Source organism: Tessaracoccus aquimaris (assembly GCF_001997345.1).
GTDB classification, from domain to species: Bacteria; Actinomycetota; Actinomycetes; order Propionibacteriales; family Propionibacteriaceae; genus Arachnia; species Arachnia aquimaris.
In genome coordinates this window covers 3,129,814-3,151,345 of record NZ_CP019606.1, presented here as the reverse complement: position 1 = coordinate 3,151,345, position 21,532 = coordinate 3,129,814, and the positions used below count along the sequence as shown (strand labels likewise).

General features: G+C 67.8%; 23 protein-coding genes, 1 tRNA gene and 1 pseudogene. 17 read left to right on the top strand and 8 right to left on the bottom strand.

Translation table 11 applies throughout. From position 1 onward, the window contains the following. Positions 1-42: 42 nt before the first annotated feature. Both BW730_RS14390 and BW730_RS18670 read right to left on the bottom strand, forming a co-directional pair. Positions 43-1,035, bottom strand: a complete 993-nt coding sequence (locus BW730_RS14390; RefSeq protein WP_077686864.1) for a hypothetical protein — start codon at positions 1,033-1,035, stop codon at positions 43-45. Continuing rightward, positions 1,028-1,165, bottom strand: coding sequence for a hypothetical protein (locus BW730_RS18670; RefSeq protein ID WP_158522682.1), 138 nt, complete (start codon positions 1,163-1,165; stop codon positions 1,028-1,030). Before BW730_RS18670 ends, BW730_RS14390 begins: the two co-directional genes overlap by 8 nt. Positions 1,166-1,224: 59 nt before the next feature. On the opposite strand from BW730_RS18670, the gene BW730_RS14385 reads away from it, so the two are divergent. Then, positions 1,225-1,563, top strand: a complete 339-nt coding sequence (locus BW730_RS14385; RefSeq protein ID WP_077686863.1) for a hypothetical protein — start codon at positions 1,225-1,227, stop codon at positions 1,561-1,563. A gap of 4 nt (positions 1,564-1,567) precedes the next feature. After that, complete coding sequence (locus BW730_RS14380; RefSeq protein WP_077686862.1) at positions 1,568-3,595, top strand: beta-galactosidase; 2,028 nt, start codon at positions 1,568-1,570, stop codon at positions 3,593-3,595. Between the two features lie 9 nt (positions 3,596-3,604). On the opposite strand, the gene BW730_RS14375 is transcribed toward BW730_RS14380, so the two are convergent. Beyond that, positions 3,605-4,177, bottom strand: coding sequence for an LURP-one-related/scramblase family protein (locus BW730_RS14375; RefSeq protein ID WP_077686861.1), 573 nt, complete (start codon positions 4,175-4,177; stop codon positions 3,605-3,607). 268 nt (positions 4,178-4,445) lie between these two features. Then, positions 4,446-5,582 (bottom strand): annotated as a pseudogene (locus BW730_RS20395) (HNH endonuclease signature motif containing protein); the annotation flags it as partial. Positions 5,583-5,924: 342 nt separating this feature from the next. Between BW730_RS20395 and BW730_RS14360 the strand changes: the two are divergent. Beyond that, on the top strand, positions 5,925-7,055 hold the full coding sequence (locus BW730_RS14360; protein WP_077686859.1) for a glycerophosphodiester phosphodiesterase family protein: 1,131 nt from the start codon (positions 5,925-5,927) through the stop codon (positions 7,053-7,055). Next, a complete protein-coding gene (locus BW730_RS18665; protein ID WP_237267967.1) occupies positions 7,052-7,327 on the top strand; it encodes a carbohydrate-binding protein in 276 nt (91 codons plus the stop codon). The genes BW730_RS14360 and BW730_RS18665 overlap by 4 nt, the downstream gene beginning before the upstream one ends. An 18-nt stretch (positions 7,328-7,345) precedes the next feature. Here BW730_RS18665 and BW730_RS14350 read toward each other — a convergent pair whose 3' ends face one another. Further along, positions 7,346-8,068, bottom strand: a complete 723-nt coding sequence (locus BW730_RS14350; protein ID WP_077686857.1) for an MgtC/SapB family protein — start codon at positions 8,066-8,068, stop codon at positions 7,346-7,348. 169 nt (positions 8,069-8,237) lie between these two features. Here BW730_RS14350 and BW730_RS14345 point away from each other — a divergent pair, with 169 nt between their 5' ends. Genes BW730_RS14345 through BW730_RS18660 form a run of 7 tightly spaced genes read left to right on the top strand, consistent with a single transcriptional unit; the run spans position 8,238 to position 13,749 of the window. Further along, positions 8,238-8,837, top strand: a complete 600-nt coding sequence (locus tag BW730_RS14345; RefSeq protein WP_158522680.1) for an HAD family hydrolase — start codon at positions 8,238-8,240, stop codon at positions 8,835-8,837. Next, entirely contained in the window at positions 8,837-9,151 is a 315-nt protein-coding gene (locus tag BW730_RS14340; RefSeq protein WP_077686856.1) for a helix-turn-helix domain-containing protein, read from the top strand. The genes BW730_RS14345 and BW730_RS14340 overlap by 1 nt, the downstream gene beginning before the upstream one ends. After that, complete coding sequence (locus BW730_RS14335; RefSeq protein WP_077686855.1) at positions 9,148-10,215, top strand: ABC transporter substrate-binding protein; 1,068 nt, start codon at positions 9,148-9,150, stop codon at positions 10,213-10,215. The genes BW730_RS14340 and BW730_RS14335 overlap by 4 nt, the downstream gene beginning before the upstream one ends. A gap of 19 nt (positions 10,216-10,234) precedes the next feature. Continuing rightward, positions 10,235-11,971, top strand: a complete 1,737-nt coding sequence (locus tag BW730_RS14330) for an ABC transporter permease (RefSeq protein ID WP_077686854.1) — start codon at positions 10,235-10,237, stop codon at positions 11,969-11,971. Then, positions 11,964-13,118, top strand: a complete 1,155-nt coding sequence (locus BW730_RS14325; protein WP_226996836.1) for an ABC transporter ATP-binding protein — start codon at positions 11,964-11,966, stop codon at positions 13,116-13,118. The genes BW730_RS14330 and BW730_RS14325 overlap by 8 nt, the downstream gene beginning before the upstream one ends. Further along, the gene (locus BW730_RS14320; RefSeq protein WP_077686852.1) at positions 13,115-13,549 is read left to right on the top strand and encodes a 2'-5' RNA ligase family protein; all 435 of its coding nucleotides are present in this window, start codon (positions 13,115-13,117) and stop codon (positions 13,547-13,549) included. Before BW730_RS14325 ends, BW730_RS14320 begins: the two co-directional genes overlap by 4 nt. Before the next feature lie 47 nt (positions 13,550-13,596). Then, positions 13,597-13,749, top strand: coding sequence for a hypothetical protein (locus BW730_RS18660; protein WP_158522679.1), 153 nt, complete (start codon positions 13,597-13,599; stop codon positions 13,747-13,749). A gap of 41 nt (positions 13,750-13,790) precedes the next feature. Here BW730_RS18660 and BW730_RS14315 read toward each other — a convergent pair whose 3' ends face one another. Then, complete coding sequence (locus tag BW730_RS14315; protein ID WP_077686851.1) at positions 13,791-14,804, bottom strand: LacI family DNA-binding transcriptional regulator; 1,014 nt, start codon at positions 14,802-14,804, stop codon at positions 13,791-13,793. 150 nt (positions 14,805-14,954) lie between these two features. On the opposite strand from BW730_RS14315, the gene BW730_RS14310 reads away from it, so the two are divergent. The 6 genes from BW730_RS14310 to BW730_RS14285 all read left to right on the top strand — a co-directional run bounded on the left by BW730_RS14310 (position 14,955) and on the right by BW730_RS14285 (position 20,516). Continuing rightward, positions 14,955-15,027 (top strand) — tRNA-Ala (locus tag BW730_RS14310). 147 nt (positions 15,028-15,174) lie between these two features. Further along, positions 15,175-15,939: a site-specific integrase gene (locus BW730_RS14305; RefSeq protein ID WP_145952895.1), complete on the top strand. Its 765-nt coding sequence runs from the start codon at positions 15,175-15,177 to the stop codon at positions 15,937-15,939. Positions 15,940-16,388: 449 nt separating this feature from the next. After that, on the top strand, positions 16,389-16,838 hold the full coding sequence (locus tag BW730_RS14300) for a hypothetical protein (RefSeq protein WP_077686849.1): 450 nt from the start codon (positions 16,389-16,391) through the stop codon (positions 16,836-16,838). A gap of 2 nt (positions 16,839-16,840) precedes the next feature. Then, positions 16,841-17,266, top strand: coding sequence for a TadE/TadG family type IV pilus assembly protein (locus BW730_RS14295; RefSeq protein ID WP_145952894.1), 426 nt, complete (start codon positions 16,841-16,843; stop codon positions 17,264-17,266). Beyond that, positions 17,263-17,691 (top strand): TadE/TadG family type IV pilus assembly protein, encoded by a 429-nt coding sequence (locus tag BW730_RS14290; RefSeq protein ID WP_077686847.1) that lies wholly within the window; start codon positions 17,263-17,265, stop codon positions 17,689-17,691. Before BW730_RS14295 ends, BW730_RS14290 begins: the two co-directional genes overlap by 4 nt. Continuing rightward, positions 17,688-20,516 carry a LysM peptidoglycan-binding domain-containing protein gene (locus tag BW730_RS14285; protein ID WP_077686846.1) on the top strand — a complete coding sequence of 943 codons (2,829 nt, stop codon included), beginning with the start codon at positions 17,688-17,690 and terminating at the stop codon, positions 20,514-20,516. Before BW730_RS14290 ends, BW730_RS14285 begins: the two co-directional genes overlap by 4 nt. Positions 20,517-20,662: 146 nt before the next feature. On the opposite strand, the gene BW730_RS14280 is transcribed toward BW730_RS14285, so the two are convergent. Then, positions 20,663-21,259, bottom strand: a complete 597-nt coding sequence (locus BW730_RS14280; protein WP_077686845.1) for a hypothetical protein — start codon at positions 21,257-21,259, stop codon at positions 20,663-20,665. Next, complete coding sequence (locus BW730_RS14275; protein WP_145952893.1) at positions 21,252-21,476, bottom strand: helix-turn-helix transcriptional regulator; 225 nt, start codon at positions 21,474-21,476, stop codon at positions 21,252-21,254. Before BW730_RS14275 ends, BW730_RS14280 begins: the two co-directional genes overlap by 8 nt. Positions 21,477-21,532: the final 56 nt, after the last annotated feature.

Sequence of the window (21,532 nt, the reverse complement as noted above, 5' to 3'; positions counted from 1 at the left end):
GCGTCGAACCGCCGTCCCCTCGGGGGCGGCGGTTTCGCCGTCTCAGGAGGCCCTGAGGGTCGCGATCGGCGCCGTCGTCAGTCTCGAGGGGAGCGCGCCGAGCAACAGCCACACGGCGATCGGCTGCTCCAACGCGACGTTGAGGGCGCCGAGCACGCCGTAGACGGCCCTTCCATCGTTGTAGCCGATGGCGTAGGTGGCCCAGATGGCGAGCGAGGTCAGCGCCGCGATCAGCCAGAACCGCCAGCCGACGGCGGCCGGGACGCTGCGTCCAAGCCGGCCGACCTCGCGTCGCCCGGCGACCTGGAAGAACAGCATCCACAGCACGTAGTGCATCCCCTGCAGGAACGCGAACACCGCGAGGAACCGCAGCCCCATGGACGCGTCGGCGCCCGGGGGAGAGGCGGCCGCCACCAGGAAGGCCGGGTCGGCGATGCGTCCGACGGCGGCAGGTGGGTCCGGATTGACGAGGCCGCCGAGCGGGCCGAACAGCAGCAGCAGGGGAATCGCCGCGACCCAGAGCAGGTTCGCGACCACGAAGCCCAGCCGCGCGATCGGCCGGAACCTCCTCGTCCAGTCCCACAGGAAGATCAGCGGCACCACGTTGTGGCCGTGCGTGAGGAAGTGCCAGTACCAGGGCAGTTCCACAAACGACAGGGCGGTGACCGCGGCCACGACGCCGAGCGCGACGTAGCGCAGGGTGCCGCGGAGCCCGACCCACGCGGCGAAGCCGACGAGCGCCGCGCCGGCCAGCAGTTCGAGGTGGTGCCCGAGGTAGGGCGAGGCGACCGTGATCGCCCGGATCAGGACCATGGCGGCGACGAGCACGAGGAGCGTCCGCCCGATCGGCCCGTCGAGGATCGGCAACGTGCGACCCGTCAGGTAGCGCAGCGCGAGCAGCACGTGCAGCGGTCCGAGCGCGACGACGCTGAACGCGGCGAGGGCGTGGGGTTGCGCGACGGCCAGCGCCGCCAGGGCCGTGGCGGCGATCAGCAGGCCGACGGCAGGAGCGGCGAGGCTCCGGCCGTCAGGCACGCGGCGGGCGCCGCTTGTTGATGAGGATCCAGGCGGCGATGGCCAGCACCACGACCACGATGACGACGATCACGATGGTGGTCGTCCCGCCGGGAAGCAGGGGCTGTGGGGCGACGTCGAGCAGCAACATGGGGCGATCCTAGTTTCGGGGGCGGGCGCGGCGGCGGAGTTGGGCGATAGTCTCGGGCGATGCTGGCCTGGCTGATCGCCTTTCTGCTCACCTGCGCGGTGGAGGTCCCGGTGGTCGTCGCCCTCGCCAAGCGGGACGCGTCGGTGCGCGTCGGGCGGTTGGTGGCCGTCGCGTTCGCGCTGCAGGCGACGCATCCGTTGCTGTGGCTGCTCGACCCGCCGTCGCTGGGCTTGCTGCTGGTCGCCGAGGTGGGGATCGTAGTCGTCGAGGGTCTCCTGCTGTGGCGCCTCGCCCGGATGTCGGGGCCGACGGTCGCGCTCCTTGTCGCGCTGATCGCCAACTGCGCGTCCTTTGCGGTCGGGTTGCTGCTCGCGCCGCTGCTTGCGTCAATAGGCTGAGCGCATGGATGCGTACCGCGGATTGGGTGTTGCCTACTACCCCGAGCATTGGGACCGGTCACTGTGGGAGGACGACGTCGTCCGGATGCGCGAACTCGGGCTGGACACCGTCCGGGTCGCCGAGTTCGCCTGGTCGCTGCTCGAGCCACGCGACGGCGAGTTCCGGGTGGGCTGGTTCGATGACTTCCTGGCGATCTGCGAGCGCCACGGCCTGCGCGTGATCTTCTGCACGCCGACCGCGACCCCTCCGGTGTGGATGCAGCACGACCATCCGGGGATCCTGAACCGCGACCGCGAGGGGCACCCGTTCGACGGGCCGCGACGCAACTACTCCTACAACTCGGAAGAGTACCTGCGGTTCTGCGACCGGATCGTCGAGGAGGTCGCGCGGCACTACGGGTCGCACCCGGCCATCGTCGGCTGGCAGATCGACAACGAACTCAACTGCGAGATCGCCGAGTTCTTCTCCGACGGCGACCACGCGGCCTTCCGTGGGTACCTGAGGGACAAGTTCGGGACGCTCGAACGGCTGAACGAGGCGCTCGGCACCACCTTCTGGAGTCGCACCTATAGCCACTGGGACCAGGTCCGGCTCGCGGGCAAGGGCCTGCACGGGTCCATCAACCCGCACCTCGAGTTGGAGGAGAAGCGGTTCTTCTCCCGCAGCGCCGTCGAGTTCACCAGGCGCCAGGTCGAGATCCTGCGCCATCACCTCGCTGATGACGTGTGGATCACCACCAACGGACTGTTCCCCAACCTCGACTACGACGCCCTGATGGCCGCGGGCCTCGACTTCATCACCTTCGACTCCTATCCCAACTTCGCCTTCGACGTCGGCCGCTCGGCCACACCCGACGACATGCTGGACAGGGCCTGGAGTTGGAACCTGGCATGGACGCGGGCGATCTCGGCGACCTTCGGGATCATGGAACAGCAGGGCGGCGCGCACGGCTGGACCAACCGGATGGAGGCGCCGATGCCGAAGCCGGGGCAGTTGCGGCTGTGGAGTCTGCAGTCGGTCGCGCACGGCGCTGACCTGATCTCCTACTTCCGGTGGCGGACCAGCCCGATGGGGCTCGAGATCTACTGGCACGGGCTGAACGACTACGCCAACACCCCTAACCGCAGGCTGGACGAGGTCGCCTCGTTCGCGCGCGAATGGGAGGCGCTGGCCGATCTGCGCGGCGCCGTCTCCGAGGCGAAGGTCGCCGTCGTCAAGGACTACGACAACGAGTTCGACGCGTCCCTGGACGTGTGGCACGGCAGGGTGGCGCGGCAGAGCGAGGACGCCTGGTTCCGTGCGACCCAGCGGTCGCACACGCCGTGCGACTTCGTCTACCTGGGATCGGCGACCGCCGAGACCCTGGCGCGCTACGACCTGCTCGTCTACCCGCACCCGGCGATCATGACGGCCGAGGCGTCCGACCTGCTGCGCGGATACGTCGAGACGGGCGGCACGCTGATCTTCGGCGCGCGGACGGGCTACAAGGATGAGTCGGGGCGCTGCCCGATGCGGCCGATGCCTGGCCTCGTCGACGAGTGGGCGGGCGTGCGGGTGGCAGACTACACCCTGGTCGACCGGGCCCACGCTGACATGACGCTCGACTGCGACGGCGACCTTCTGCCCGCACCCGTGTTCAACGAGGTGCTGGAACCCGCCGACGACACGACCGAGGTCCTGGCGCGGTTCACCGCAGACCACTACGCGGGCGGCGTCGCCCTGACCCGACGTCGGGTGGGGGAGGGCGCCGTCTACTACCTGGGCGCCTGCTTCTCGGAGGACATGGTCGTCCGACTGCTGGAGACCTGCGGCGTCGCCTCGCCCTTGGGCGATGTGGTCGCGGCACCGCCGTCGATGGAGGTCGCCGTCCGTGCGGGTGCCGAGGGTGACAGATGGCTGTTCGTGCTGAACTACCTGCCCCAGGCTGGCGCCGTCGTGTTGCAGCGCGAGGTCGTCGACGCGTTCACCGGCGAGCCGCTGGAGGGCTCGGTGGAGGTGCCCGGCTACGGGGTGCTTGTCGCCCGGCTATGACCCGGGTGGTCAGGCCCTGCGCTGCTTCATTCTGATCAGGTCGAGCGCGACGACGGCGCCGAGGATCAGCAGCCTGCGGTCGGTTGCGACGGTGGGGTCGAACGAGACGACGTAGCGGCTGTGCCCGAGCAGGCTGCGCGAGATGCCAGCCCACTCGCGGGAGATGGTGGCCACGACGGCGCCCTGGTCGACGATCTCGAAGGTGTAGTCGAAGATCTCGCCCTCGAGGTCGAGGGTGCTGCCGTCGGCGGCCTTGATCGACACCCGGTTGCGGAAGAAGGTGAGCTGCTTGGTCAGGGTTGCGGCGTAGCCGCCGTCGGGCGTCCTCAATTCGAAGGTGTCGAGGCCGAAGTCCGGCACGTCGTCGATGATCAGCAGCGGGGTGCCGTCCGGCTCGCGCAGTTCGAACTTCCGCGGGCCCGCGAGGAACCGGCTGCCGTCGGAGTCGGTGCCCGCGAGTCGCCCGATCACCGAACCGTCGGCGCTCAGCAACTCGAAGTCGTTGGCCATGAACGCGGTGATCTGCTGCATGACGACCATGTCGTGGCCGAGCAACCCCCGGTTGAAGTGCGACGAACTCATGGCGACCAGTATCGGCCGACCGCGGTTCAGGCGGCGGATGTGCCAAGTCGTGCCCCCTTACTTCTAGCGGTGCGTGTCGGGTCGAGACGTGACGGGGGAGGAACTCCGGGAGCCCGCGCTCGTTCAGCCGAACCTCCCATCTATCCGGGGCCACCGGGCGACCGGTGGGCGGACCCGATTCGACGGGGAAGAAGCGCTCGGGCTCGACCAGCGCATGGTGGTGTCCGCAGAGCAGAACCAAGTTGTCCAGAGCTGTTCTTCCCTCCCGCCACCAAGGCGTGATGTGGTGGGCCTCGCACTGCTCATCCGGCTTGTCGCAGCCGGGGAATGCGCAGCCGAGGTCCCTCAGGGCGAGCGCCTTGCGGATCACCGGCGTCACGAGCCGGACCTCCCGCCCGACGTCGAGCACCTCCGAGGATGACCCGAGAACGGCAGGCACGAGGTCGGCGTCGCAGCACAACCGGCGAAGATCGCCTGGCGCGACGCGGTCGCCGCGGCCGAGAAGGCCCGACTGCTCCGCCAGATCGCGGAGCGCCTCCTCGCGCATCACGACCACGACCCGAGGGCGATCGCCGGACACCGCAGGAGCGACCCGGCCCCGCTGGTGTTCGCTGACCAGCCGGATCAGGGCATCGGCGTAACGGTGCGCGGAGGTCACCACGGGCGCGAGCGGATCGAGACGGTCCGCCCCGCTGGTGCGCTCCGACGCGCGGTACGACTCGAGCAGGCGCACCAGGGCCTCGCCCTCGAGCAGCGGGAGCGAACCGCGGAACAGCAGGGAGCCGTCCTCGGTGCGGAAGGTGAAGGACCGGTTCCGATAGGCACGACGACGTTGAAGGTCGAGCCGGGCGACCTCGCGCTCCGCGGCGCTGCGCTCATCGTCCTCGGGCGCGACCGCGTCGAGTACCGCCTGGGCCATGGTGCCGAGCCTGTCGGCATTGGTCGTCCTCGCAAGGCTCACCATGATGTCGGTCGCGCGCTCCTGCTGCTCCGCCGAGAGCGTCGCAGGGAGCGAGTCGAGCACGCTGGTGATCTTGCGGGCCTGCTCGGGGGAGACATCCCCGGCGAGGGCCGCCGACCTGACGGTGGGCCGGGCGTTGAGTTCGCGCCCGGCAAGGACCTGGCGGGCCGCCTCGCGACTGGTCGCATTGTGCTGGCTGGTGAGCCACGACGTCATCGACGTGCCCACCGCGCGATCGGCGACCTTGCGCCGGTCGGCGTCGGCGATCAGTACGGCCGAGTGGGACCTCAACCGCGCCTCGGAACGACGGATCCGGTCGATCACGTCAAGCTGTGCATGGGCGTCCACAGGCCACTCGACCGAGGGATGGCAGAGCCGTTGGAGCACGTCCTCGAGTTGCGCGACGAGGCTCTCGCCGCTTGTCAGCCCCCGATTCTGCTCCATGAACCAAAGCTACGTGTCCCCACCGACAAAATCGAACGCCCATGCGAATCTGTGGATAACTTCGACCCGGAAGTGAGAAATCCACCTCGAGGAGCGCCCCGACCCAACCGGCAGGGTCCAGTCCCGAGCCCGGCAACTGGGCTCCGGCCCCCCGCCCGCGACAACAGGCGATCACCGGGCGGGCTCCCGAATCATCGCCGCCACCGCATCGCGAACGCCTCGCGTCTTCACGCGGCGATCCAGGCGACTCCTTGGTAACCGATCGGCCGGGAACCTTCCCGTTTCGCGTCCCGGCGACACATACTGACGTTCTCCGACCATCCCGATGAAAGGACGTCAACGATGCCGAACCGCACCAGAAGAGGCCGGATCAGGCTGATCGCCGTCGCCGCGGCGCTGGCCTGCGTCGCCTCCACCTCACTCGCAGCACCTCCCGCCGCCTCAGGCATGACGAAGGCCGAGGAGTACCGCAACCAGTTGCTCGACCACTCCGCTTCGGCCCCCATGATGGCCGTCGCGCATCTGGGCGCCTGGCGTGACTCGTCCGAGAACTCGCTGACCGCCATCAGCCGGGCCGCGACTCTCGGGGTCCCCATCAACGAAATCGACCTGCAGGTCACCCGCGACAACAGGCTGGTCGTGATGCACGACTCGTCCGTCAACCGCACGACAGCCAGGACCGGTCTGACCACCTCGTTCACCCTCGACGAGCTGCGAGGCATGCAACTGCGTACCCTCAGGGGAGGCTCCCAGGCGCCGCTGACCAACGCGAAGGTGCCCTCGTTCGACGACGCGTTGAACGCGGCGAAGGACAAGATCCTGATCAACGTCGACAAGGAGGGCTGGAACCAGCGCGAGGCCGTCTGGGCCGCCGCCTCCGCCAAGGGGATGCAACGGCAGATCGTGTTCAAGAGCGACCGGTCCGCAGGCGAGGTCAAGCAGTTCCGCGACGCCCACCCCGAGGCGCTCTACTGCCACATCGTGCGTGCGACCAACTACCAGGAGGCGCTCACCATGCAGCCGGCGCCGCACTGCTACGAGGTGATCTACACCGGCGACAACGACGCGATCGCCTCACGGGACAGCATCGACGCGCTGCGCAACCGAGGCGCGCGCGTCTGGGTCAACACCATGTGGAGGGGCCTGGCCGGGTCGAACACCGACGAGGGGTCGTTGCGCGATCCCGCCCTCGGCTGGGCCCGGGTGAAGGGGCTCGGAGCCAGCATGATCCAGACCGACCTGCCGTCGGAACTGCAGCACTGGATCCGCACCGGGTCGACGACCAACGTCGGGCTTCCCGCCGGGGAGTCCGGGTGGCCGCGAGGAACTTCACGGGCGGCGCCGAGGGAGTTGCCTACCACGACGTCGAACCGGCCGACCTGGGCGGCAAGGGCAAACCGGGCCAGGGCGTCGACGTGTGCGACACCCAGGGCGCCATCCATCTCTGCTACATCAGGGGCGGTGAGTGGGTGAAGTACACCGTGGCCATCCCCTCGTCCGGAACCTACCGGGTCAAGGCGAGGACGTCGTCGAAGTACGCGGACGCCGGCTCGTTCCGGCTGGAGTTCCCCGGGTTGACGACGGCGTATGTGAGGGCGCAGAACACGACACAGCACGAAGCGTTCCTGCTGCAGGACGTCTCGGGCGGCGTCCCTCTCAACGCCGGTCAGGTGACCTTCACCTTCCGCGTCGCAGCGGGGCAGTCGAACTTCAACGTCGATTACTTCCAGTTCGAGAAGATCTGACCGCGACTGCCCTTGCCCTCAGTCCTCGGGTTCGCTCTCCCACCATCTGGCGGAGGTGACCTTCGGGTCGAGCATCAGGCGCTGGACGGCGTACTGAAGTCCGTTCGGGTCCCCGGTGTGTGAGCCGACGCTTGCCATCAGGCGCGTCCGGTCGTGCTTGAGTTGGCGGGAATCCAGCGCTCGCAGGGTGTACTCGTGCAGGTCCACCGTCTGGACGACGAGGGCGCGCACCCGCTGCTCGCTCTTCTCCGAGGTGATCACCTCCAGCACGTAGTCGGTCTCGTCCATCGCGTCGACGACGTCGTCCTGGAGTCGACGGTTGATGAACCGGCTGATGGGGCGAAGCAGGGTGTTGGTCGCGAGGATCGCCAGGCTGCCGACGGCGGCGAACCACACCATCCCCGCGCCTGCGAGCGAGCCGACCGCCGCCGCGCACCAGAGCGTCGCCGCGGTCGTGAGTCCACGGATGTTGGCCCCGTCGCGCAGGATCACGCCTGCGCCTAGGAATCCGATGCCGGAGACTACCTGCGCGGCGACCCGGGTGCTGTCGACGGTTCCTGTGGTGTTCCAGTCCACGGCGCCGACGATGACGAACAGCGCGGCTCCCCCGGCGACCAGGGCGTTGGTGCGGATGCCCGCGGTTCTGAGGCGCCACTGTCGCTCGAACCCGATCAGAGCGCCGAGCAGCACGGCGCTGACGGTGCGCACCGAGAGATCGGCGAGAAGTGCAAGATCCGGCATCGTGGCCTCCAAAATCGGGAACGTTCCCGTCAACCGAATGTACCTCATCGCGGCGCAACGATCCTCGTCCCAGATATGCCGAGAGGCTATTGCCATGCCTGAAGACTGCTGCTACCGTCATCCCTACCGGGAACGTTCCCGAACCAGTCCAGGATCCGAGAGGGTATCCATGCAGGCTCACTCCCCAACCGTGGTGGTCTTCGACATCGGCGAGGTGCTCTCCGAGGCGCCTGGACTCTTCGAGGAGTTGGCCCGTGCTCTCGGGCGCCCAGCCGACGAGGTCCGCGCCGAGTACTGGGCCGAGCGTGACGACTACGACAGGGGCGCCGAATGCGCCCCGTACTGGGGCGGCATCGCACGGCGACTCGGGGTCGAGATCTCCGACGACCTCATCGAGCGACTCTCCGGGATCGACAGCAACGCCTGGACCACCGTGCGGCCCGCCGCCGCCCACCTGCTGGAGGTGGCAGCTGAGGACAGGACGGTCGCCGTCCTCTCCAACGCGCCCCTGCCGATGGCCGCCGCGGCCCGCAACTCCGACTGGGCACCGCACGTCGAGCACTGGTTCTTCTCGTCCGAGCTGCGGATGGCAAAGCCGGACGAGGCGATCTACGCGGCCGTCACCGACGCGCTCGGCGTCGACGGCGGCTCCATCGCCTTCATCGACGACCGCGAACACAACGTCGCGGCCGCAAGCCGGGCAGGCTGGAAGGCGCACCTCTGGGTTTCGGACGACGACTCGCGCGCGTTCCTCCGGGAGCTCGGGTGATGGACGCCCATGCCCGTAGAGTCCGCCCCGAACGGGTCCCGCTCAACCGCGCGGAGACGGCGATCCTGGCGACGCTCACCGAGGCGGGCGGCGACGTCGTCGGACACCGCGAGCTCTGCCGCGCGGCCTGGGGGTCGTACGTGGCTCGCGGCGAGCGGCACCGGCTCAAGAGCGCCGTCCACCGGCTCCGCCGCAAGCTCGACGAAGGGCTCACCATCCAGAGCGCCCGAGGTGAGGGCTACCGCCTGATCCCGACAGATTCGACCACCACGCCACGATCCACACCCACGAACCCCATGAAGGAAGCATCATGAACACGTCAACGAAGACCCTGATCCCGCTTCTGGCCATCGGCATCGCCTTGAGCGCCTGCACCCCGGCCGCCGACCCGCAGGTCGCGGGAGGAGGCGGCGGCTCCGAGAGTGCAGGCGGCGGAAAGGTGTCGGTCGCCTGCAGCCAGGTGGAGGACTACTGCGAGGCCATGATCAAGCAGTTCCAGGAGGCCACCGGCATCGAGGCCAACTACGTGTCGATGGGGGCTGGCGCCGCCATCGCGCGCCTCTCGGCGTCGAAGGATGCTCCCGAGTTCGACGTGTGGGCCGGCGGCCAGGCGGAGAACCACCTCGTCGCGGCCGACCAGGGACTGATCGAGAACTACGTCTCCGGGAACGCCTCCAACCTCGACGAACAGAACACCGACAAGGACGGCATCTGGTCGGGCTTCTACACCGGGGCGCTCGGCTTCTGCTCCAGCGAAGAGCAGCTCGCCGCCCTCGGCCTCGAGGTCCCCACCTCGTGGGACGACCTGCTCGACCCCAAGCTGAAGGGCCACGTCGGCATGCCGCACCCCGCCTCCGTCGGCGCCGGCTACATGGCCATGTACGCCAAGTACGTCATCGACGGCAAGGACGAGGCAAAGACGATCGACTACTTCACCAAGCTCAACCAGAACGTCCTCCAGTACGGCAACGCCTCGACGACGGCGGGCGAGATGGTCGGACGGGGCGAGCTCGCCACCAGCATCTCGCTGGTCGCCGACTGCGAACGGCTCGCAGCCCAGGGCTACGAACTCACCGTCAGCTACCCGGAGGAGGGAGCAGGCTACGAGGTCGGCGCGGTCAGCGTCGTCAAGGGGGCCAAGAACCCGGAGAACGCCAAGAAGTTCTACGACTGGATCCTGACCACCGACTGGCAGAACGCCTACGGCGACATCCCCACCTACGCCCTGCCCGTCAACCCGGATGCCACCATCCGCGAAGGCGCCACCGACATCACCGAGCTGAACCTCGTCCCCTGGGACAAGCGCGAGGCCGCGGACCAGCGGCAGACGATGATCGACGCGTTCACGCAGCAGATCGCCCCCGCGCCCAAGGCCTGACGCCCGAGGAACAGCTCCCATGTCCACTCTGCTCACCTCCGCCGTCGAGGCCCCGACGTCGGGTCGGCCCCGCGCCAGGCGCTCGCCGCGGGTGCGGATCGACCGACCCTCGCTGCTGATCTTCATCTGCGTTGCGGCGGTGCTTGCGGTCATCGTGGTGTGGCCCATCGCGCAACTGCTCGTCACGGGCACGGTTCCGCAAGGGCTCGCCGTCATCGCCTCGACGTTCACGGAGCCGGCCAACCGCCGCATGCTGGGCAACACCCTGCTGCTTGGGCTGCTGACCGGCGTGATCGGCACCACGATCGGGCTCTGCTTCGCGTTCGCCCAGGTCCGCCTCCAGTTCCGGGGCCGCAGGCTCGTGCACTTCATCGCGCTGCTGCCGGTCGTCGCTCCACCGTTCGCCGTCGCCACCGCCGTCATCGTGCTGTTCGGCCGTAACGGCGTGATCTCGAAGGGCATCTTCGAGGTGCCCATCGACGTCTACGGGCTCCCTGGTCTCGTCCTTGTCATGTCGCTGTCGTTCTCCCCGATCGCCTACCTGACGATCCGGGCGATGCTCCTCAACGTCGACTCCGCGATGGAGGAGGCCGCCGCCAATCTCGGGGCGGGCGGCTTATACGCCTTCCGCACCGTGACGCTTCCCATGATCTTCCCCGGCATCGCGGGCTCGTTCCTCTTTCTCTTCGTCGAGGCGATCTCTGACCTCGCCAACCCGCTGGTCATCGGCGGCAACTACACCGTGGTCGCCAGCAACGTCTACTACGCCATCACGGGCGACTTCTCGATCGTGAAGGCTGCCGCCTACTCCCTGGTGCTGCTGGTGCCGGCCCTCGTCGTGTTCGTGCTGCAGCACTACTGGGTCTCCAAGCGCAGCGTCGTGTCGGTCACGGGCAAGCCGTCGCAGGCGCCCGCCCTGATCACCAGCCCGGCGCTGCGGGTGCCGATCCTTATCGTCGTCGGCCTCGTGAGCCTGCTGAGCGTTGCGATCTTCGCCACCGTCATCGTCGGCGGCTTCATCAAGATCATCGGCGTCAACAACTCGTTCACGCTCGACCACTACGCCCAGATCCTCACCGGACGCGCGCCCGGCGCCTTCCTCGACACGACAGTGCTCGCCATCATCGCCGCCCCCATCAGCGGGCTGCTGGGCACCATCGTGGCCTGGCTTGTCGTCCGGAAACTCGGCCGCCGGGTCGGCGGAGTGGTCGACTTCGTCGGCATGCTCGGCGTCGCGGTGCCTGGCATCGTGCTCGGCCTCGGATACGCCGTCGCCTTCTCCGTCCCTTACTACCTGCTCGGGCTGAAGGTTCCCGCCCTTGCCGGCGGCAACGGCATCCTCGGCGGAGCAGCCGCCATCCTGCTCGTCTACATCGTGTTCGCGCTGCCCGCCGGGCAACGGTCGTCGATCGCGGCCATCTCCCAGATCCATCCCGCGATCGAGGAGGCGTCGACGTCGCTCGGAGCCGACTCCATCACCACCTTCTGGAAGACGACGCTCCCGCTGCTGCGGCCCGCGCTGCTGGCCGGGGTCAGCTACGCGATCGCCAGATCGATGACCGCACTGACCCCGATCATCTTCATCACCACCCCTGAGACCCACATCGTCTCGGCGCAGTTGTTGGACGAGGTCGACACGGGACGCTTCGGCAACGCGTTCGCCTACTGCACGCTGCTGATCGCGCTCGTGCTCGCCTTCATGGGGCTGCTCGAGCTGGCGCTGCGGCGCTGGGGAAGGGTGGCTCCCCGTGTCTGAAGCGCCCACCATCACCAAGCAGTCCAGAAAGGTCGCCTCCATGGATGAGGTCAGCCCCGCCGTCGGTCGCGTGCAGTTGAGCAACGTCAGCAAGCGCTACCCCGGAACCGCCGACGCCCCGCCCGCCGTCGACGGCTTCAGCCTCGACATCCACCCGGGCGAGTTCGTCTCGCTGCTCGGCCCGTCCGGCTGCGGGAAGACGACGACGCTACGGATGATCGCAGGCTTCGAGACCCTCTCCGACGGGCGGATCACCCTCGACGGCGCCGACCTCGGCTCGCTGCCCCCCAACCGCCGACCCATGTCGATGGTGTTCCAGTCGTACGCGCTGTTCCCGCACCTGTCGGTGCGCGACAACATCGCCTACGGGCTGAAGCTGAAGAAGCTGTCCAAGGCCGAGATCAACCGGGAGGTCGACTCGGTCGTCGAGACCATGGGGCTGCAGTCCTTGGACAGGCGGGCCCCGCACCAACTCTCGGGCGGCCAGCAGCAGAGGGTCGCGCTGGCCCGCGCCCTCGTGATGCGGCCGAAGGTCCTGCTGTTCGACGAGCCGCTGTCGAACCTCGACGCGAAGCTGCGTGGCCAGATGCGGCTCCAGATCCGCAAGCTTCAACAGCAACTGGGCATCACCAGCATCTTCGTCACCCACGACCAGGAGGAGGCCATGACGATGTCCGACCGGATCGTCGTCATGTCGGGCGGGAAGGTGCACCAGGTCGACTCGCCCGAGAACGTCTACCGGCGACCGGAGACCCGCTTCGTGGCCGACTTCATCGGCACCGCGAACTTCATCGACGTCCACGTCCACGACGTCGTCGACGGACGGGCAGACGTGCGCGTGCTCGGCATGGCGCACTCCGTCGCCTCCCACCCCGCGGTCAGCGACACGTCGCCGTCGGTGCTGCTCGCGCGCCCGGAGGGCATCTCGCTGCGCCGGGCACCGGAGGGTGCCGCAATCGGGGCCGACGTCGGCAAGGTCGTCTCGGCCAGCTTCGTCGGCAACCGCATCGACTACGAGGTCGAGACCGAGGCGGGGATCCTACTCGTGTCCGACTCCGCGGACCACCGCGGCGCGAACGCCGACGACCTGGTGCAGGTCGTCGTCGACGCCGAGCGCGCCTGGCTGCTCCCGGACGAGGCCGCATGACGGTGCAGAGCGTCGACCTGACCAGGTACGGCGTCTACCTCAGGCCCTCCCCGGAGTTCGGCAGGCTGGTCGCGGAGGCGTTCGACGTCCTCAAGCGCCAATTCGGGCTGCGGGAGGCGGGCAGCTACCCGCCCCACGTGACGCTGGTGGGATCGATCGCGCTCGACCCCTCCGTCTCGGAGGAGGGCTTCCTGGACGAACTCGACGCCGCGCTCGCGGGCGCGCCCGCCATCACCGTCGTCAACGGCGGCATCGTGAAGCGTCCCGGCGACGGAATCGGATACGAACTCGGAAGCGGGGAGTCCTCGTCGTTCACGGACCTCGCGGGGACGCTCATGAACGCGGTCGCGCCGCTCCGCGTCTACCCCGACGGCGACTGGGACGCCCCGCTCCGGCGCCGCGATTCCCCGAGCGGTACCGCCCGCACCTGACGCTCGCGGGGCGCGAACTCGAGGGGGAGGACGCCCTCCGCGAGGAGGTGCACGACTTCCTGGTCGGGGCGGGGTTCTGCGGCCCGTCGACATTCCGCGGCGACACCGTCACGGCCTACCGCCTGCACGCGCCCGCGTGGACCTGCGACTACTGGAAGTCGATGAGCTGGGAGATCATGCGCAGTTGGCGCCTCTCCTGATAGACCGGTCGTCCCTCGCCTGGGAGTTCCCCCCCTGTACCTCAGGCGGGGGGCGGCCCTGACGTGCGACCCAGGACCATCTCGCCGCGCAGTTCGACGAGCCGGTCCTGCGCCCTGCCGCGCTCGATCTTGTCGATCAGCAGTTCGACGGCGGAGCGGCCGATCTCCGCGGCGGGCTGGCGGAACGTCGTCAGCCCGATGTAGGGGTTGGCGATCTGGCCGAGGCCATCGAAGCCGGTGACGCTGCATGCCTCCGGGACGGCGATGTCGGCGCGGCGGAGGAACTCGAGCGCGTCAAGGGCGGCCGTGTCGGTGGGGCACATCAGCGCCGTGACGCCCGACCCGTCGAACCTCTCGGTGAGGGCGTCGAGGGTGTGGTTGTCGTCGGGGACGGGCCAGACGTGTGCGGTCGCGCCTGCCGCCTCGATCCGCTCGACCATCGCAGCCGTGCGTGCGTGTTGGCTCAGCGAGTAGTCGCGGTCGACCAGCAGGACGGCGATGTCGCGATGGCCCAGGTCGAGCAGGTGGTCGGCGAGCGAGCGTCCGCCGTCGGCGTCGTCGCAGAAGACGGAGGTGATGCCCGCGCCGATCTCGCGTCGGCCGGCCACGACGATGGGCATCCTGCCGACGAAGGGGACGACGTCCTCGGACGGGAGTCGGGCCGACGCGAGCACGAGGCCGTCGACCTGCAACGAGACAAGGGTGGCCAGCGCCCGGCGTGCGTCCTCGACCTCGAGTTCGCCCGCGCTCGTCATGGTGACGACCCGGTAGCCGCGCCCCTCCGCCTCCTGCTGCATGCCGTTGATCAGCCAGGCGTAGTAGGGGCGGGTGACGTCGCGAAGGACGACGCCGATGTTCATGGTGCGCGAGGTGACGAGGGCCTGCGCCATGGCGTTGGCAACGTAGCCGAGCCTGCGGGCGGCGGCCTCGACCTTCTCGCGGGTGGCCGGGCTGACCTCTCCCTGGCCGCGGAGAGCGCGGGAGACGGCCGACTTGGACACGCCGGCCTCGGCAGCGATGTCGAGGATGGTCGGCACCTTGGGTCGCGCTGCCATGGGACCTCGTTTCCTGGAGTCCCGGGAATTCCCGGGAACGTTCTAGGCCACTATATCCACCGTCGTCGCCGACGCGGCGCCGCGCGCAAGTGCGCCGCCGGCCGCGGTTGTGGCCAAGGGACGCTCCTGCCCTATACTCGTCCAAGTCTCGGGGCATTAACTCAATTGGTAGAGTGCCACCTTTGCAAGGTGGAAGTTAGGGGTTCGAGTCCCCTATGCTCCACAGCAGAAGTCCCTAGTCAAACGCCTTTGACTAGGGAGTTTGCTTGTTTCACATTGGACTTGAGTGCCCTCAAAGGGACACCAAAGGACCGTTTCATGGAACGTTCGTGGAACGCCGTAGCCGGATTCTGCCCGGGTTACTCACGTCATGAGACGATTCGGATCAGTCAAGCGATTGCCCAGCCAGCGCTATCGTGCCTCGTTCGTACACCCCCACGACTCGGCTCGGAGAGTTGCAGCACCCATCACCTTCACCCACAAGGGCGACGCCGAACACTGGTTGCGACTCCAGCAGATCGCTATCGAGCGTGGGGAGTGGCTCTCGCCTGAGGAAGTAGAAGCAAGACGACCCCAACTCCTCACCCTTCAGGAAGTCTACGAACGATTCCTGACGCAGCGCCCCCGCCCTCTGGCTCTCTCAACGAAGACGGCTTACGAGCAGGATTGGCGTCTCCGGATCGTCCCCCACTGGGGGGCTGAGCGCAATATCAAGACCATCACTCACGATGAGGTCTGGCAGTGGCGCAAGGGTCCGCTTGGCGCCGAGCGGCGGCGTGACCGATCGACGTTGGCACTGTTCAACGAACTGCTGACCAAGGCTAGTCACTGGGGATGGATCGAGAAGAACCCCGCCACTGGCGTGAGCATCCCGCGCAAGACCAAGCCAATGGAGCAGCGTCACGTCTTCGACCTAGGTGACGTACGCCGCTATCTGGAGGCCGCCGAGCCACACCATGTCGCCATGCTGGCCACCGTGGCGTTAGGCGGGCTCAGATCGGGCGAGGTGAGGGGCTTGCGACGGATGGATCTCGATTTCGAGAAGCGGAGGATTCTGGTCGACATTGTCCAAGTTGGGGATCAATGGAGGCTTGCTGGAGGCCAGAGCGGAACGGTCGAATCATGCGAGTCCTAGGCTCTCTGCTTGCTGGAGTCTTGGCGGTCGTAGTGGCTCCGAGCGCGGCCCTGGCAGACACCGATGGCGGCGCCTTCATCAGCGAGCACACGGTCGTGGTGCGTGTAGAGACGGGCGGAGGCAAGGGCCAAGCAAATGCACCCACACGCCGCGCTCGCGGTCAGTCTGACTCGGGCGCCTCGGGATGCCTCACCGCCAGCGGCGCCCCTCTGCCTTGCTTCCAGTTTGGTGTCTCCTGGCGGCCAGATCTGCAGTGCTACGCCAGAATCAAGGCCACGCAGCCCCCCTTCACGGATGAAGTGTGGAAGGGCAACACCAGCGGGACGATCGTGGAGTGCCGCATTGGTACTGAGAACGGTTGGAACACTGGATGGGACGCATGGGTTGCTGCTGCGGACTTGCCTGAGCCCCCGGACCCTGAGGAGCTTGCGCGTCGTGCGGTGGCTCGGATGCAGCTGCAACCGATCCGGATGGGTACCTTTCCGAAGCTGGCAGAGCGATCCCCTGCTGATCTGGGGTACGTCGGGTGGAACGTCTGGTTGTGGGCCGATGCTCGATCGGACTCAACGTGGGGCCCGATTACTCGGTCGGTGTCCGAGCGCGGTTTCACCGTCACGGCCACGGCCCGCGTGGACAGGGTTGTGTGGGACATGGGCGACGGGAATCAGGTCGAGTGTGCTGCGGGGACTCCGTGGCAGAGCATCTGGACCCACAACGAGGCTTCCCCTGACTGTGGCCACCTTTACACGAAGGATGGGAAGTACCCCGTCACCGCGACCTCGCACTGGGTGGTCGATTGGGCCGGTATCGGAGAGAGCGGCGTCCTGACGCTGGCGCTGGACACGTCTGGCACGCTGCGCATCGCTGAGGTGCAAGTCGTCAATGTCAACGGAGGCTGATCGTGCGTGCGAAGGATCAGCGGGGGATGATGATTGCGGTCGAGACCGCGATCATCATTCCGGTGCTGCTCCTTGTTGTCGGGCTGCTGGTCGTGCTCGCCAATCAAGCCCTAGCGAATCTGGCCGTGTCATCGGCCGCGTCGCAGGCAGCTAGAGCGGCATCGATCGAGCGCGTCCCTGGCGCTGCGACCGGGGCTGCTCGAACCGTAGCCGGGTCGTCCCTGGCTGAGTCCGGCGTCAACTGCCGTTCCTCCAACGTCGCCGTCGACGCGAGCGGCCTCCGCGCACCACTGGGGACCCCTGCCAATGTGTCTGTCACGGTGACCTGCGAAGTCGACTTCGGAATCGGTCTTCCCGGCTTGCCCACCTCAAAGACGCTGTCCGCCACCAAGACGTCACCTGTCGACACGTACAGGACCCGACGATGAACGCCCAGGAAGCATTCACGAAGCCCCACGGTGAGCGGGGCATGGTGTCGGTGTGGGTGGCCGTGGCGATGGTGGCGTTCATCGTCATCGTCGGGCTCGGCGTGGATTTCGCCGGTCACGCCGCAGCCTCTCAGGACGCCAGAGGCGTCGCGGCCGAAGCCGCCCGCGCTGGAGGACAACACTTGACCATGGACTCCGGTCGGGCACGGCCCGACGTGAACGGAGCCATCCGGGCCGCGAACGCCTACGTGGCTGGCTCCCCGTACAGCGGAAGCACCAATGTCCGTGGTGGGGACACGGTCACCGTCACCGTGACCGGTAGGTACAGCACCCAGTTCCTGTCGATCATCGGGATCGACGCCCTGGCGCTGAACGAGACCGGATCCGCCACCGTCACCTCGGTTCTAGGAGGCACACAGCAATGAGACTCCTCCAACGGATCGCAGCCACCCTCCTCATGGCCGCCATCGTGATCGGCGCACCGTGGCTGCTGTTGCAGCTGGGACAACTCCCCGGCTTCCTCCCACCCTGGGACCAACTCAGCACCCTGCTCCTCAGCCCCGACAACGGACGACTCCTTCTCGTGATCATCTGGGTCGCAGCCTGGGCACTCTGGCTGTGGCTCACCGCCATCATCCTCACCGAAACCATCAGCGCACTCCGCGGCGTCAAAGCGCCCACCCTGCCCGGCGGCTCACTCGCCCAACCAGCCATCCGACTCCTCGTCATGGCCGCCATCGGCACCTTGGCCGCAGGCACCGCCGCAACACCCTCCGCCGCCGCCCCACCGATCATTGTCACCAACCCCGACATCCCGGCCGCCACCGCGCCCGCAACGACCAACCCCGCACAATCCACCCCGCAGTCGGTCGCCCCCACAGTGACTGTGGAGAAGGGTGACACCCTCTGGTCGTTGGCCGAGGAACACCTCGACGACCCTCTCAAGTGGCCCGAACTCTACGAGCTGAACCGTGGCATCGAGCAACCCACGGGCTACGCCCTGGAAGACCCAGACGCCATCGACGTCGGCTGGACCCTCAAACTCCCCACACCCCCTGCCACACAATCCCAAGAACAGGCCACGGCCCCAGCCGAAGCCTTCACTCCAACGACAGCCGATGCTGTGGCTGCCACGCCCGAACCCACACACGAGGTCAGCAATCCAGAGGCGGCACTGCCCCCAAGCGCGGTGCCATCGGCAACCCCAACATCCGTCCCAGCGCAGATCCCCGCCGCCGGCGTCAGCACCGATGACGACACCGAGGCCGCCCCGATCTTCGCCTGGCAGGTGGCCGGGCTCCTGGGCGCTGGCTCCTTCCTCGGGGCAGGTGTGGCCGCACTTCTGGCCCGCCGTCGACGCGAACAGTTCCGCACCCGCCGCCCCGGACGAACAATCGCAGAACCCAGCCGACACACTGCGCCAATCGAGATGACAGCCCACGTCGCTGCCGGGCTCTCCACCCGTCTGGTTCACCGCCTCGACGCCGTCCTCCGACGACTCCACGGAACCGTCGACATCATCACAGTCGCCGTCGCAACCGACGGAACCATCACCCTCACCACGAATGACCAGCTACCCCCACCGTGGGAACCCGGAACCGAAGGATGGACGCTCCCCACCGCCACTCCCGCTGACCAGATCGCGCCAGGGGATTCAGACGCCCCCTGCGCGTACCCCTTGCTGGTCACGATCGGCACCGACACGTCCGACCGGGTCATTCTCATCAACCTTGAGAACCTGGGACACATCACCGTGGGTGGTGACGCGGTCATGCGCGCTGACTTCGCCCGCTACCTCGCCGCCGAACTGGCTGTCAATCCCTGGTCAGAAGGGATCCGCGTCGCCTGCCACGGCCCGGCCGCCGACGCTATGGCTATGGCACCCGACCGCCTCGACGCCACCGACACCGAGGTGCTGGAGCTGGCGAGGCGAAACCAGAACCGCGCCGACCGCGGCGGCGCTACCGCACGGCTGGGTCGCGCGACGCTGGCCGAGGACGAGATCTGGGGAGCAGGTGTCGCTCTCAACCCCCACTCCAACACGGATCTCGCCGAACTCATCGCAGCACAACCGCGCCGAACTGGCATCGCACTCGTCAGCGAGTCCGCCGATGAAGCAACGCTCATGGTGACCGCCTCTGGCCGTGTCAGCGGACTGGGCCTCGAACTGACCGCCGTTGGCCTCACCGAAGACGAAGCCGCTGGGTGCGCAATCCTTCTGAAGACCACCACCCGCGATGACGAACCCCCACCCGCTGCCGACGAGCTGACCGACGTCACCGGCAACCTCCTCGAACACCACCGCGCGCTCCGCACAGATGGCACCGCACACCCGGGGCTTCTCCCGGAGGGTGACGAGGAGTACCTCGCCGAAACAGCAACCACTTCGGAAGACCTCAATGTCGTGGCAGCGCGCGTGAAGAGCTCCGACGCAAACGTGTTGGCCGACCGGGATCCCAGCCTCGACGAAGACGTGCGAATGTGGTTCTCCGACAAGTGCCCATACCCCCGCCTGTCCCTCTTGGGGCCAGTGAAGGCCCGCTGCTACGGCAAGCCAATTGCCAAGCAGAAGGCCTACTACACCGAAGCGCTCGCCTATCTTGCTCTCCACCCCAATGGCGTCACCGGAGATCAGCTTGCAGACGCCTTTGGCCTTACCGTTCCGCGAGCTCGCACCGCCATCTCGAACCTGCGGCAGTGGCTCGGCACCAACCCGCGTACGAGCGAGCCACATATCCCAGACGCCAAAGCCTCGCCCGAAGCACACACCCGCGGCATCGGGGTGTACGTCGTACAGGACCTACTCATCGACGCAGACCTCTTCAGGCGACTGCGTACCCGTGCCGTGGCCAAGGGCGCCGACGGGATCGACGACCTGGAGACCGCGCTAGAGCTGGTACAAGGTAGGCCCTTCGACCAGCTGCGGCCAGCTGGGTGGACCTGGCTCTTCGAAGGCGACCGCGTCGATCACCACATGATCTGCGCCGTCGGTGACGTCGCCCACATCCTCGTGACCCACCACTTGCACGCTGGCGACTACGAGGCCGCCCGCCGTGCGGCCACCGTTGCGCTGCAAGCCGACCGCGACTCTGAGACCGCGAAGCTGGACCTCGCCGCAATCATGGTCGAGACGGGCCACTCCGAGATGGCGCGCACCGCAGTAGCCGAAGCACTCGGCGAGGACGCCGTCCTGGACTTCACCCCGCGAGGACTAGAGATCGCCAACCGGCACAAGTGGCTTGGCGCTTAGGTTGCAGGTTGCTGCCACCAGAGACAAGCGCACTGGCAACTAGGACGAGGGCGCAGCATCTCTGAACAGAAGACGAGGGCGTCGGTGCCGGGGAGGAAGGTGGAGTCGCCATCGGGTTTCGATGACGGAAGTACGTGGGCGTGCGCTCAGTCGCAGGAGTCACACTGCCCGCTCAGTGGCAGCTCCAGTCGGCATGAAGGGCACACGCGAGCGCGCGACATCTCGGGCTGCCTGGGTCGCGGGGCGCTCTTGTCCTTGCGCAGCGCCGTCCTCTGCGGCCGGGCGTCGGCGGGTACGTCGGCGCCGTAGGCGCGGTAGCACAGCAGGCGGTCCGCATCCGCGACGTCGTTCAGCTCCTCCGTCTCGTCGATGGAGCCCGGCGGGTGCTCGCGGTTGTAGTAGCCGTCCCCGACTAGGCCGTCTCCCTTCTGCACGACCAGTGCGGTGAGCGGAGGCAGGTCCTCGGTCAGCGTGCGGATCACCACCTTGTCGAGCACCTTCCCGATCCAGTAGGACAGCACCGTGCGGGTGCGGTACCCGGTGACCTCCTGCAGCCGCTCGGCGAGGTCGGTGTAGGTGATGAAACCCTCGTACACGCTCGCCACCCGCTCCAGCTCCGGCAGGGTCGCCTCCGCCCAAGCGCTCATCGCCACCTGCCAGTTGACCTTCGAGTTCGGGTCGTCCACGTGCCAAGTGCCGACGCTCCGTCCACCCATGGGCTTCAGCTCCTCCCGCTCAGGCATCCGTGCGCTCCACGCTGACGTTGACCTTCAGCCTCAGCACCTTCGCCACGGCCTGCAGCGACGGCATCGCCACCCCGTACCCGGTCTCGATCCTGGCCACCGTCGGGCGAGACACCCCTGCTGCGACAGCCAACCCGTCCTGAGTCATGCCACGCTCCACGCGAACCTCGCGCACGGTTGCGCCGATCTGCTGCATCGCGGCGCGCAACTGCCTCATCGAGCGTCCCGGCCACTGTGTACTGCCATGGCTCCAGCGTATCAAGTCTTGATACT

What these genes read in the sequence shown, in the direction of transcription:
- BW730_RS18670 (WP_158522682.1), bottom strand. Translation starts at nt 1,165, where the DNA reads ATGTTGCTGCTCGACGTCGCCCCACAGCCCCTGCTTCCCGGCGGGACG.
- BW730_RS14385 (WP_077686863.1), top strand. Translation starts at nt 1,225, where the DNA reads ATGCTGGCCTGGCTGATCGCCTTTCTGCTCACCTGCGCGGTGGAGGTC.
- BW730_RS14380 (WP_077686862.1), top strand. Translation starts at nt 1,568, where the DNA reads ATGGATGCGTACCGCGGATTGGGTGTTGCCTACTACCCCGAGCATTGG.
- BW730_RS14375 (WP_077686861.1), bottom strand. Translation starts at nt 4,177, where the DNA reads ATGAGTTCGTCGCACTTCAACCGGGGGTTGCTCGGCCACGACATGGTC.
- BW730_RS14360 (WP_077686859.1), top strand. Translation starts at nt 5,925, where the DNA reads ATGCCGAACCGCACCAGAAGAGGCCGGATCAGGCTGATCGCCGTCGCC.
- BW730_RS14350 (WP_077686857.1), bottom strand. Translation starts at nt 8,068, where the DNA reads ATGCCGGATCTTGCACTTCTCGCCGATCTCTCGGTGCGCACCGTCAGC.
- BW730_RS14345 (WP_158522680.1), top strand. Translation starts at nt 8,238, where the DNA reads ATGCAGGCTCACTCCCCAACCGTGGTGGTCTTCGACATCGGCGAGGTG.
- BW730_RS14340 (WP_077686856.1), top strand. Translation starts at nt 8,837, where the DNA reads ATGGACGCCCATGCCCGTAGAGTCCGCCCCGAACGGGTCCCGCTCAAC.
- BW730_RS14335 (WP_077686855.1), top strand. Translation starts at nt 9,148, where the DNA reads ATGAACACGTCAACGAAGACCCTGATCCCGCTTCTGGCCATCGGCATC.
- BW730_RS14330 (WP_077686854.1), top strand. Translation starts at nt 10,235, where the DNA reads ATGTCCACTCTGCTCACCTCCGCCGTCGAGGCCCCGACGTCGGGTCGG.
- BW730_RS14320 (WP_077686852.1), top strand. Translation starts at nt 13,115, where the DNA reads ATGACGGTGCAGAGCGTCGACCTGACCAGGTACGGCGTCTACCTCAGG.
- BW730_RS14315 (WP_077686851.1), bottom strand. Translation starts at nt 14,804, where the DNA reads ATGGCAGCGCGACCCAAGGTGCCGACCATCCTCGACATCGCTGCCGAG.
- BW730_RS14305 (WP_145952895.1), top strand. Translation starts at nt 15,175, where the DNA reads ATGAGACGATTCGGATCAGTCAAGCGATTGCCCAGCCAGCGCTATCGT.
- BW730_RS14300 (WP_077686849.1), top strand. Translation starts at nt 16,389, where the DNA reads ATGCAGCTGCAACCGATCCGGATGGGTACCTTTCCGAAGCTGGCAGAG.
- BW730_RS14290 (WP_077686847.1), top strand. Translation starts at nt 17,263, where the DNA reads ATGAACGCCCAGGAAGCATTCACGAAGCCCCACGGTGAGCGGGGCATG.
- BW730_RS14285 (WP_077686846.1), top strand. Translation starts at nt 17,688, where the DNA reads ATGAGACTCCTCCAACGGATCGCAGCCACCCTCCTCATGGCCGCCATC.
- BW730_RS14280 (WP_077686845.1), bottom strand. Translation starts at nt 21,259, where the DNA reads ATGCCTGAGCGGGAGGAGCTGAAGCCCATGGGTGGACGGAGCGTCGGC.
- BW730_RS14275 (WP_145952893.1), bottom strand. Translation starts at nt 21,476, where the DNA reads ATGAGGCAGTTGCGCGCCGCGATGCAGCAGATCGGCGCAACCGTGCGC.